Annotated in this window: 11 protein-coding genes; 3 read left to right on the forward strand and 8 right to left on the reverse strand. The window is 31.3% G+C overall.

Annotated features, from left to right (window positions below):
* The first annotated feature begins 817 nt into the window (after positions 1 to 817).
* Entirely contained in the window at positions 818 to 1,750 is a 933-nt protein-coding gene (locus HSX10_RS11610; RefSeq protein ID WP_173588396.1) for a peptidylprolyl isomerase, read from the forward strand.
* Between the two features lie 96 nt (positions 1,751 to 1,846).
* Here the strand turns inward: HSX10_RS11610 and HSX10_RS11615 are convergent, their stop codons facing one another.
* A complete protein-coding gene (locus tag HSX10_RS11615) occupies positions 1,847 to 2,407 on the reverse strand; it encodes a type 1 glutamine amidotransferase domain-containing protein (RefSeq protein WP_173588397.1) in 561 nt (186 codons plus the stop codon).
* 293 nt (positions 2,408 to 2,700) lie between these two features.
* On the opposite strand from HSX10_RS11615, the gene HSX10_RS11620 reads away from it, so the two are divergent.
* Positions 2,701 to 4,173 carry a T9SS type A sorting domain-containing protein gene (locus tag HSX10_RS11620; RefSeq protein WP_173588398.1) on the forward strand — a complete coding sequence of 491 codons (1,473 nt, stop codon included), beginning with the start codon at positions 2,701 to 2,703 and terminating at the stop codon, positions 4,171 to 4,173.
* A 76-nt stretch (positions 4,174 to 4,249) separates the two neighbouring features.
* On the opposite strand, the gene HSX10_RS11625 is transcribed toward HSX10_RS11620, so the two are convergent.
* The 7 genes from HSX10_RS11625 to HSX10_RS11655 form a co-directional block, all read right to left on the reverse strand.
* Positions 4,250 to 4,786, reverse strand: coding sequence for an acyl-CoA thioesterase (locus tag HSX10_RS11625; protein WP_173588399.1), 537 nt, complete (start codon positions 4,784 to 4,786; stop codon positions 4,250 to 4,252).
* The gene (locus HSX10_RS11630; RefSeq protein WP_367651268.1) at positions 4,779 to 5,495 is read right to left on the reverse strand and encodes a DUF3307 domain-containing protein; all 717 of its coding nucleotides are present in this window, start codon (positions 5,493 to 5,495) and stop codon (positions 4,779 to 4,781) included. Before HSX10_RS11630 ends, HSX10_RS11625 begins: the two co-directional genes overlap by 8 nt.
* Positions 5,492 to 6,103, reverse strand: a complete 612-nt coding sequence (locus tag HSX10_RS11635) for a transcriptional regulator (protein ID WP_173588400.1) — start codon at positions 6,101 to 6,103, stop codon at positions 5,492 to 5,494. Before HSX10_RS11635 ends, HSX10_RS11630 begins: the two co-directional genes overlap by 4 nt.
* Before the next feature lie 131 nt (positions 6,104 to 6,234).
* Complete coding sequence (locus HSX10_RS11640) at positions 6,235 to 7,623, reverse strand: DNA recombination protein RmuC (RefSeq protein WP_173588401.1); 1,389 nt, start codon at positions 7,621 to 7,623, stop codon at positions 6,235 to 6,237.
* Positions 7,624 to 7,715: 92 nt separating this feature from the next.
* Complete coding sequence (locus tag HSX10_RS11645) at positions 7,716 to 8,510, reverse strand: ABC transporter ATP-binding protein (RefSeq protein WP_173588402.1); 795 nt, start codon at positions 8,508 to 8,510, stop codon at positions 7,716 to 7,718.
* A 1-nt stretch (position 8,511) separates the two neighbouring features.
* Positions 8,512 to 9,534: a FecCD family ABC transporter permease gene (locus HSX10_RS11650; protein ID WP_173588403.1), complete on the reverse strand. Its 1,023-nt coding sequence runs from the start codon at positions 9,532 to 9,534 to the stop codon at positions 8,512 to 8,514.
* Positions 9,535 to 9,583: 49 nt separating this feature from the next.
* Positions 9,584 to 10,735, reverse strand: coding sequence for an ABC transporter substrate-binding protein (locus HSX10_RS11655; protein ID WP_173588404.1), 1,152 nt, complete (start codon positions 10,733 to 10,735; stop codon positions 9,584 to 9,586).
* Positions 10,736 to 11,077: 342 nt separating this feature from the next.
* Here HSX10_RS11655 and HSX10_RS11660 point away from each other — a divergent pair, with 342 nt between their 5' ends.
* Positions 11,078 to 12,145 carry a YncE family protein gene (locus HSX10_RS11660; RefSeq protein WP_173588405.1) on the forward strand — a complete coding sequence of 356 codons (1,068 nt, stop codon included), beginning with the start codon at positions 11,078 to 11,080 and terminating at the stop codon, positions 12,143 to 12,145.
* Positions 12,146 to 12,207 lie beyond the last annotated feature (62 nt).

The raw sequence follows: 12,207 nt of genomic DNA on the forward strand, positions 1-12,207 counted from the left end.
ATTTCACTCGAACTGACGTTGTTTGTGATTATTTGATTTTTGGTTTTAATTTATGTTAGGTGTTATGAGTGGCTCTCGATACTAAATATAAATTTCCGCTTTGCTTCAATTTATATTTCACTCGGACTGACGTTGTTTGTGATTATTTGATTCTTGTTTTTTTTATTTGTGTTAGGTGTTATGAGTGGTTCTCGATATAAAATATAAATTTCCGCTGTGCTTTAATTTACATTTCACTCGAACTGACGTTGTTTTGTGATTATTTGATTTTTGGTTTTTATTTGTTGTTATGTGTGCTAATAGTTCTCGATACAACATATAAATTTCCGCTTTGCTTCAATTAATATTTCATTCGAACTGACGTTGTTTTGTGATTATTTGATTTTTGGCTTTTATTTGTGTTAAGAGTACTGAATGGTTCTCGATACAACATATAAATTTCCGCTGTGCTTTAATTTACATTTCACTCGAACTGACGTTGTTTGTGATTATTTGATTTTCGGTTTTTATTTGTTGTTATGTGTGTTAATAGTTCTCGATACGAAATATAAATTTCCGCTGTGCTTTAATTTACACTTCACTCGAACTGACGTTCTTTTGTGATTATTTGATTCTTGGTTTTTATTTGTGTTAAGTGTTAATGGTTCTTGATATAAAATATAAATTTCCGCTTTGCTTCAATTAATATTTTACTCGAACTGACGGATTATTGTTAAACAATTTATAATATTTTCAGAATCATAGGCTTTAAACTTTTGGCTTTATGTTCTAAACTTTCAATTCACTATCTTTGCAACTTCAAATAAAAACACAGACAATGCAAGACGGTTTATACGCAAAATTCAACACTTCAAAAGGTGAGATATTAGTAAATTTAGAGTTCGAAAAAGCTCCGGGAACGGTAGGTAATTTTGTAGCTTTAGCTGAAGGTAATTTAGAAAATTCGGTGAAGCCACAAGGAACACCTTACTATGATGGCTTAAAATTCCACAGAGTAATTCCTGATTTTATGATTCAAGGTGGTTGTCCACAAGGTACAGGTACTGGAAACCCAGGTTATAAATTTGACGATGAGTTTCATCCCGATTTAAGACATAGTGGGCCTGGTGTTTTAGCTATGGCAAACTCTGGTCCTGGTACAAACGGAAGTCAATTTTATATTACTCACGTTGCTACAGACTGGTTAGATGGTAAACATACTGTTTTTGGAAATGTAGTTGAAGGACAAGATATTGTTGATGCTATTGCTCAAGGTGATACTATTGATAGTTTAGAAATCGTAAGACAAGGAGAAGCAGCAGAAAAATTTAATGCTATTGAAGCTTTTAGAACATTTGAAGGTTCTCGTGAAAAGCGTGTTGCAGCAGAGCGTGAAGCAGCAAGAGCTGAGTTAGATAAATTAGCTCTTGGTTTTGAAGAAACGGCTTCTGGTTTACGTTATAAAATTATTCAAAAAGGAGACGGTAAAAAAGCAGAGAAAGGACAAATGGTTTCTGTACATTATAAAGGTCAGTTAGCAGACGGGACTGTTTTTGATTCGTCTTACAAAAGAAACTCGCCATTAGATTTTCAAGTAGGAGTTGGTCAGGTTATTTCTGGTTGGGATGAAGGAATTTGTTTATTAAACGTTGGTGATAAAGCTCGTTTAGTAATTCCTAGTGATTTAGCATACGGTTCTGCAGGTGCAGGTGGTGTAATTCCACCAGATGCAACTTTAGTATTTGATGTTGAATTAATGGGGACTAAATAATCATTAGTTTAAAAACTCAATTTTTAAATTGAAGTTTTAATCATAAAAAAAAGCGAACTTTTTAAAGTTCGCTTTTTTATTTTTATAATTTTAGTATTATGCGGTTTGCAATTGATGTTTACCTTCATAAACTTCTTCTATTAACTTAGCATTAAATGCAGGTAAATCATTTGGGTTTCTACTTGTTACTAATCCATGATCTACAACAACTTCGCTATCTTCCCATTCAGCACCGGCATTAATCATATCTTGCTTAATAGAACCATAAGAGGTGATTTTACGTCCCTTTAATACATCAGCTTCTGCTAACAACCATGGTGCGTGGCAAATTGCAGCAACGGGTTTTTTATTCTTGAAGAAGGCTTTTACAAAATTAACGGCTTCTTTATTTTGTCTTAAAGTATCTGGATTCATAACGCCTCCAGGTAACATTAAAGCATTATAATCTGCTTCAGAAGCTTCATTTAATGTTTTATCAACATCATATTCATTACTCCAATTACCGTTTTGCCATCCTTTAATTTTTCCTGATTTATCTGAGATGATATGAACGTCAGCTCCAGCTTCTTTTAAAGCATCCATTGGTTCTTTTAATTCACTTTCCTCAAATCCATTTGTTGCTAAAATTGCAACTGTCTTTCTTTTTAAATTTTCCATTTGTGATTTTATTTTATTCATTTTAACTATCACTAAGATAAAGGATGTATTGCGTTGTAGCTAATTTTGAAAGAGGCTTAACTTCAGTTTAATACTAGATGTTAAATGAAGTATGCTACTTGTTAAAATGTAGAAAATAAGTTAAAGCATTTAACAGATTTCGATTTTAAAATATTATAATTTTTATATTTCTAAATATATACTTATAAGAAAATTCTTATAAAGAAAACGATTTTGAATGTTGTTTTTGTAATATTTTTTATAGTTTTATGGCAACTAAAATCAATTTATTTATGAAAAAATTTTTACTCAGTCTTTTAGCAAACATTAGTGTCATTGCGATGCTTTCAGCTCAAGGTTATACCACTCCAGATACCGGAGTCACTTACAGCTTAGATGATCTTGTTACTTTAAGTCCATCTACAATTTCTGTATCAGGTTCGACTTATACATTAGTAGATGAACTTATTATTTCTGCAAGTGATACACTTCTTATCGATTCGGACTTAACTTTAGAAATCGGTGAAAATTTATTAATTACCATTTTTGGAAACTTTACTGTTAATGGAGAAAATGTTGTGTTTACAGCTATTGATCCTACAATGCCTTATGAAGGTTTTCGTTTTGAGCAACTTTCTGATATTAACATTCAAAATGCAACTATAGAATATGGTGGTGGATTGCGTGTGCTTACGGAAACATTTACAATCAATAATTCTTTAATTACAAATAATGTTTCAGGTGTTTCTACAGGTAGTGTTATTTCTCTTCTTAGAGGTAGAGCGCAAATAACAAACAACACCATTACATTTAATGATACTGCAGCAGTGAGTTCTGGTGCTAATAGTGAAGTTTCTGCTTATATCTTTAATAATTATATTGAAGGTAATAATCAAGAAAATTCAAATCGTCCTCAAATTAATATGGGATCTACAATGGAAGATCAACCTTTAGAAATTATTCAGAATACTATTATAGGTGATCGTACTTTAACACAAGTAGGAGGAATTGCAGTTTCTAATTTTGTAGATGGTTTTATAAATGTCATCATTGATGATAATATTATTAGAGATAACCGCTATGGTCTTACTGTTGTTGGTGGTAACTCTTTTGCTTATATAAGAAATAACATCATAGAAGATAATGATTCTCAAAATAGTCCTAATTTAGGTGGAAGTGGTATCTCTTTAAATTCGTCTACTTCAGATATGGAAGTTATTGCGAGTGGAAATGAAATACGTCGTAACTTATGGGGAATAACAGTTATTGGTTCTGCTTCTATTAATTTAGGAGATAATGATGAAAATGTAGGTGAAAATGTGTTTTCTGAAAATGGTAATGGAGGTGTTATCTATGCACTTTATAACAATACGAGTAATGCTATTTCTGCTATGCATAATTGTTGGGATGAAGAAAATACTCCTAACACACTAGCAGATGCAGAAGCTGTAATTGTACACGAAAATGATATCTCTAGTTTAGGATTGGTAACTTTCGATCCTGTAAATTGTGGTTTCTTAAGTGTAGATGAAATAACTCAGAATGCTATTTCAATTTACCCTAATCCAAGTTCTGGTCAATTGACTTTATCTAATAATATGTCATTTAACCAAATGAATGTGTATAGTCTTGATGGAAAACTAATCATGCAAAAAGCTCTTAAAATTGGTGAGAATACTATGTTTTTGGAATTAAATTCGGGTATTTATTTATTAGAATTAAATGGAGAAAACACTAAAGCAACAAAGAAATTAGTCATTAACTAATTTTAGAATATATTCTGTTCTGAATAATTAATTTTTTAAATTAAAAAGCCATTTCTTTACTGAAATGGCTTTCTTTTTAAATTTCTATTTTAACCCTGTAGTCCTTTAAGAGTTCTAAGTATTGATCCACATTTTTGTAGATTTCACTGAGATAGGCATCTTTTTTCACGTCATCTTCACGTCTTTTTATCGCTCTAATAAAACGTTTGGCTTCAATTTTAGAACTTATAACAAGTCCAGGAACAGATTCTGTTTTTCCATTTTCATTAACAGCCACCATTGTGAAATAAGACGAATTACAATGTTTAATGTTTCCTGTTCTAATGTTTTCAGCTTCAACCCTAATCCCAACGACCATAGAAGATTTACCTACATAATTAATAGAGGCTTTCATAGTCACCAATTCACCAACTTCAATAGGTCTTAAGAAGTTTACTTTATCTACAGAAGCAGTTACACAATAACTTCTTGAATGCTTAGATGCACATGCAAAGGCAATTTGATCCATTAAACTTAAGATGTAACCTCCATGAATTTTACCACCAAAATTAGTGTTAGATGGTAGCATCAGTTCTGAAATTTCAATCTTTGATTCTTTTATTGATTTAAACATATATTTTTAAATTTAAGTAAAGTAGGCTTACAAGTATAGCGATTCCAAAACTTATAAGTGTACCAATTAAAATGTATTCCGTTAGTTTTCGTTCTCCAGAAGCGGTAAGATCACCAAATCTAAAAACAGATTTTGCTGTGATTAAAAAACCAACAGCTTCCCAATGATCAGTCGCAATAAATATAAAGACTAACAAGCGCTCTAATATGCCAATGTAGGTTCCGGCATCTTTTAAAGATTCTTTGTCTTTTGTGATTTTAGTAATGTTCCATTTAGAAAATATAATTTTCATTATTATAGAAGTCGGTGTCGTTAAAAAAGCAGCACAAATGACCAATAATAGAAAATGAGAACTAAAAGAAAAGGTAAATGGTAAATCTCCTTCAGAGAATAAGATTGTTAAACCTATAATAGAAACGATATGTAAAAGTTGATCTATAAAAAAGTATAAACGTTTTGTTTTTTTATGTTGAAGTAAAAGCTTAGCTCCATCAATAATGAGATGTAAAGCGCCAATACTTAATATTAGTAAGGTATAACTTAAATCCCATACCATTAAAAACATCAAGGCGATATGAATACTAGCATGGACATACAGCCAAACTGATTTTAGTTTTTTTCTCTCTTTTGCTTTAACCCATTTATCAGGTTGCATAAAAAAATCACCAATAAGATGCGCTAAGGTCAATTTTAAAATTAATAACATCATAGTTGGCTAATTTTTTGTCTGTATAAACGGTCTAAATCTAATATTTCGTCTAAATAGGCGCGCTTTTGACGCTTACTTACAGCATCTTGGTTAATACCAATAATTTTAGCTAATTCCACTTGAATCATGTTAGGATGTTCTAAACTGAGTTTTACAATTTCGGCAGAATTAACCGTCCAATTATCCATAGCAATAAGCGCTAGCCTAAAATAAAGATTAATTTCTTTATTTAAGACCTTGTCTTTCGTTTTTATTTTAAGGTTTTGTTTGTCTTTTTTTAAAGTTTCAAAAGTTTCGCCAGAGTAGATAAAGGCTTCACCGTTAGATTCGCTAACAGAATCTCCCTGGTAATCTTTTGTGCCAATACCAATAGACATACGTACATCTAAGTTTTTTACAGATTTTAAAAATGCTTTTATGTAAACTGCATTTTTAAAGCTATCCTCAATAGTTGTGCATTCTAATTGAAAGCTGTCTCCTCTATAAATATCGTAAAAATTAGTATCTGTAGTTATTTGAGCTAAAGCAGACTTTAGAGGTGTAAGCCAAAGTTCTTCGTTTGTGGCTTGACGCGATTTTATAATATCTCCAGTAATAATACTCGTCATAATTAAACTATTAATATATCAAATATATTCCTTATTTATGGAATAAACAAGTATATTCCTTTTTAAGGGCATAATTTTAATTATTCTGTTTTAAAGGCATAATATAGATTATGCTTAATTATAGGCATATTTTATAAATCGTCTTCTGAAGCACGTTTTATAATACTTTCAGGAAGTGCTTTTTTAGCTTTAGCACCCATTTTTTTTATTTTTTCAACTCTGGTAATCAAGTTGCCTTTACCATCAACAAGTTTGTTCATCGCAGAAGAATAATCACTTTTAGCAGCATCTATCTTTTTACCAACACTCGTTAAATCGATGACTAAACCTTCGAATTTATCATACAAAGCTCCTGCTTGTTTTGCTATTTCAATGGCATTTTGTTGTTGTTTTTCGTTATTCCACATAGAATCAACAGTACGTAATGTTGCTAAAAGGGTAGAAGGGGTGACAATAACAATGTTCTGCTCAAACGCTTTATTATAAAGAGAATTATCTTCATTTATAGCTACAGCAAAAGCAGGTTCAATAGGAATAAACATCAGTACAAAGTCTGGTGATTCAATATCATATAGATCTTGGTAATTCTTAGCTGACAGTTGGTCTACATGTTTCTTTATAGAATTCACATGTGCTTTTAAAAATAGCGGACGTTCCTCATCTTCTGCGTTAACAAATTGTTCGTATGCCGTTAGTGAAACTTTAGAATCAATAATCATTTTTTTAGAATCCGGAAGGTGTAACACCACATCTGGTAGTACACGAGAACCATCTTCGCGCTGAAAATTTTGCTGTACAAAATACTCCCTATCTTTTTCTAATCCTGATTTTTCTAAAACGCGCTCTAATACCAATTCGCCCCAATTACCTTGTGTTTTACTATCGCCTTTTAAAGCTCTTGTAAGGTTGGTGGCTTCTTTTGTCATTTGCTGATTCAGGTCTTTTAAACCTAAAAGCTGCTCTTTTAAAGCAGAATGCATACTGATACTTTCCTTTTGTGTATCATCTACTTTTTTCTCAAAGGTTTTTATTTTTTCTTCAAGCGGATTTAAAATACTTTTTATGTTTTCTTTATTCTGAAGTGTGAATTTTTCTGATTTCTCTTCTAAGATTTTTGAAGCCATTAATTCAAAATCTTTTCGAAGTTGTTCTTGTTGTGTTACAAACTCTTCGTCACGTTTTTGATTTTGTTGTTTTAAGTTTTCAAACTCTGTATTCCGTCTTGAAAGCTCTGCATTCAAAAAATCTTTTTCTCTTCTAATTTCTTCACGTTCCGATTCTATTTTAGAACTGTTTTCTTTAGATGCCGCTAATTGTTGATTGAAATATTGAAGTTGTTTTTCGCTTTCTATTTCCGAAGCTTTTTTAACTTCATTGAGTTGTAGCTGAAGATTTGCATTGCGTTCTTCAAGTGTGCTTTTATCACTTTTACTTTTCAATTGCGCAAATTTAAGCCCGATGAAAGCACCAATACTTGCAGAAACAAGACTGGCTATAAAAAGAATGATGGTGTTGTTCATAATTGAAAAGGATATGAATCAAAGATAATTTTTAATGTTGAAAAATGAATAAGAAGAAAATGAAATAAATGTTGAATGTTAAAATTTTCAGTCTACTTCGTCACACGAAAGCTTCCTGTAATCTCATCAAAAACAATTAAGTCTTTTGGGAAAAGAGAATTAAAAACCCCTTTTGAAATTAAATTACAAGGTTGATCGCAAACCACATGGTCTTTGGTCATCACAATCATAGTATCGCAAAGTTGAATCGCTAAGTCAATTTCGTGAGAAGAAAATAAGATAGTTTTACCTGTTTCTTTAGTTAATTTTTGAAGCAGTTTTAAAATGTAAGCCTTATGATACATATCGAGATGCGACGTTGGTTCGTCTAAAACAATTACATCTGTATCTTGTGCTAAAGCGCGTGCAATCATTACTTTTTGTAATTGTCCATCACTAAGTTCGTAACACTTTTTGTCTTTCAGTTCTGAAATATTAACGAGCGTTAAAGCATTGTTTATAATCGTTGTATCTGACTCCGTGAGGTTTCCTATCCAATTAGTATAAGGATGACGACCTAAAGATACCAATTCGAAAACCGATAAGTTTTTAGAAGTTAAAGGTTCGGTTAAAACAATGCTTAATTGTTTAGCGAGTTCTGAAATAGAGGTTGTTTTAAGTTCCTTATTTTTTAAATAAATAGAACCAGATAATTCAGGTTGTACTTTAATTAAGGTTCTTAATAAGGTTGATTTCCCTATGCCATTAGCCCCCACCAAGCCAATTAATTGTCCTTTTTGCAATTCAAAATTAATATTTGATGCAATTACTGTTTCAGCCTTCTTGGTTTTGTAACCTATAGAAAGTTGATGTGCTTTAAGGATGTTATGTGATGTTTCTTTTTTCATTTTAAAACATCATTTTTCGTTGTTTAACTAATAACCAAATTACAACAGGTGCACCAACCAAAGCTGTTATGGCATTAATTGGTAAGGTGTAATCGCTTCCGGGAACTTGAGCAATACTATCGCAAATTAACATTACAATAGCACCAAATAAAAATACAGCAGGTAGTAATATTTTATGATTTGTTGTTTTAAAAAGCTGTCTTGTTAAATGCGGAATAGCCAAACCAATAAATGCAATTGGACCCGAGAAAGCCGTAATTGTTCCGGCAATTAAACTTGTTGCTAAAATGATAATAAGTCGACTTTGTTTTAAATTTAACCCTAAACTTTTCGCATAATTATCACCTAATAATAAACTGTTTAGTCCTTTTATAGAGGCTATACTTAATAGCAGTCCAACAGCGTAAATGATAAAGAAAATTAAAAGTTCGTACCAAGATAAGTTACTTAAACTTCCAAAGCCCCAAAAGACATATTGTTGCAATTGTTCTGCAGAGCTGAAGTAAGATAAAACACTTACAACAGCTGAGGTAATGCTCCCAAACATTAAACCAATAATTAAAATAGCCATAGTATCTCTCACTTTGTTTGAAACCGCTAAAACGGCAAGTAACACTAAAAAACTACCTAAACTAGCAGCGATAACAATGCTCCATTTAGCAATAAGTGCTGTAGCAAATAAGCCACCAAAAAGCCCTGAACCTAAAATAACTATGGCAACACCTAAACTAGCACCAGAGCTGATACCTAGAACAAAAGGACCTGCTAAGGGGTTTCTAAACAATGTCTGCATTAATAATCCTGAAATTCCTAGACCTGAACCCACCATAATTGCAGTGAGTGCTTTAGGGAGTCTAAATTCCATAATAATAACTTGCCAAGTATCATTATCAGTTGTAGAGCATAAGCTTTTAAGAACTTCAGAAAATGGAATGCTGATAGAACCAAGACTAATGTTAAGTACAAAACAAAACAAGAGAATAGCAGCTAGAATTATAAATTGATATGTGTAGTTGGTTTTCATTAATGAGTAGAGCTTTAAGTTCTTTTGAATATTGAAACTCTCAACGTTTTTATTTTAATTTTTTGAAAAAATAAGGTGTATAATCTTGCAACAATTCTGGGTGGCAAACTTTAATTAAATCTTTTAAAACTAAATCGGGTCTTGCAGAGCCTAATTCATAATACAACACACCACCAGTTGCTCCTGTAGTGTTAGAAAAGCTATAAATATTTTGTTTTTTGAAGGCTTCAAAATTAGTATATAATGCGTTGGCTTCTTCAAGTTGTTTTAAACTGGTATAATAAGATGGACTTAACCATATGTCAGCCATTTTGGCTTTATTTAATACGGCTTCAAAACTTAAAGCTAAACTACCATTACCTGTAGTGTCGCTCCATAAATAATTAACATTGGCATCTTTTAGAAATTGAGCTTCTGCACTAGAGCCATTTGGAAGATACCATACATCTTTATATAGTGCACCACTAAAAACAGTAGGTTGAAAATCAACTTGTTTAGCGATTTCTTTAGCCTCTAAGTAGTCTTTTTCAATTTTATTAAAGATAGAATCGGCTTCTTTTTCTTTATTAAAAAGCGCACCAAATAATTTTATCCATTCCGCTTTTGCTAAGGCAGAAGACTCTACCCAATCACCATTATAAATAACAGGAATGCCTACTTTTTTAATCGTTTCAAAGGTTTTGTTTACACCATCTACTCCAAATCCAATGACAACATCAGGGTTTAGTTCTAATAAAACCTCGGTATTTATGCCTTCGTTTTTTCCGAGTTCTCTAACTTTTTTATCATCTATTAATTTTCTGGTTTTCTCTGATGACACATAATTTGTACCTGGGAATCCCACTAATTTATCTTCAATATTTAGAAGTTCTAAAGCGGGAATATGTGTTGTAGAAGTCACCACCATTTTTGTGATTGGGGTAATTATTACGCCATCATAATCATTTTTATTGTAAGTTGTTTTCGCAGCTTGCTCTTTAGTGAGTACTAAATAGGTGTATTTTTTTTCAGCCTTTGGCCAGGGTTTTGTTATTTCTATAGTTTTTAGATTGTTAGATTGTGAGATTTTAAAACCTTCAGCATATTTTAGAGGAGTCTCTGTTGCTGTTATGCTATCTAATGTATTTGACTCGTTGTTTTTAGTTTCATTTTTACATGCACTAACGATAAGTAGTAGAATGAAGAATTTAATGATTTTCATATGTAACCTTTGTAACTAATGTTTATTTAATGAATCGGTAATTTTGTTAAAAATACAGTCATGAGAGACAATTCAAATTTAACACTATATATCATTTCAGGTGTAATCATAGCGCATTTTTTAATTGGGTTTATTTATCTTATCTATAAAATGAATAAAAAAAAGTGACTTTAATCAAGTTTTAGAGGTCTTTAAAAGTTTATGTTTGTCAACAAATTATTTTCAAATCAAGGATTTTTTCGATAACTATAAGTTTTATGCTGAAAATCTTTGGGAACTCTAGGTTGAGTTATGATATTAATTTTAAGTTTCAAATTCAATATAATTTTTAAACCAATTACAATGAAAAAAGTCATTTTATCAATTTTTGCAATGTCATTATTTATCGTTTCATGTTCGGAAGATAATGATGATAATATATCAACGGAGCCTTTAGGTGCTTATGAAGATGGAATTATAGTTAGTGGAGAAGGGTCTTTTTCGTCACCAAGCTCAATATCTTTTATTTCTGAAGACTTAATGTTATCAGAAAATGAAATTTATTTTAATGTCAACAATGAAGCTACAGATGTGTATTTACAATCTATAGGTTTTGATGAGGATAAGGCATATATCGTTGCAGATGCAGGAACAATTACAGTTGTTAATCGTTACACATTCGAAAAATTAGCAACTATTTCTACAGGTTTAACAACACCAAGATATATTGCTTTTGAAGATAATACAGCTTATGTATCAGATTGGGGAGATCCTTTTGATGCAACAGATGATTATGTTGCAGTAATTGATTTAACTTCTAATACCGTAATTTCTACAATTTCTGTTTCTGAAGGTCCAGAACAAGTTTTAGAAGCATCGGATAAACTTTATGTATCTCATAAAGGTGGTTATGGTCTTAATAATGTGATTTCTGTGATTAATATAGCAGATAGTGCAGTTGAAACAATAACCGTAAATGATGTGCCAGATGAAATGTTTATAGATGAATCTGGAGATTTATTAGTATTGAGTTCTGGTGCTGATCAATCTTGGTTAACACCACCTGTTGAAACTGAAGCAGCAATTACAAGAATTGATTTAAGTGATAATTCTATAATTTCTAACTTAGAATTTCCTACAGGTGAGCACCCAAGTTTAATGGCTTATGAAGATGGTACTGCTTATTATATTTTAAATAATGAAGTCTATGGTTTAACGGATAATGCTACAAGTTTACCAATATCTTCTTTATTTGGTATAACGACAGCTAATGCTTATGGTTTATCTGTTGATGATAATCAATTATTTGTTACAGATGCAAATGCTAGCTTTTCTGGAAATAGTACTTTATTGGTTTATGATTTAGTGTCAGGAACAGAAATGAATACGTTTAGTGTTGGAGTATTAGCTTCAAAAATCTATTTTAACTAAATGATAATATCTTCAAATAGATCCTAGTACTATTAGATTTCGTTTGAATTGTTAACATAAAA

The sequence above is a fragment of the Winogradskyella undariae genome, assembly GCF_013285155.1.
GTDB lineage: Bacteria > Bacteroidota > Bacteroidia > Flavobacteriales > Flavobacteriaceae > Winogradskyella > Winogradskyella undariae.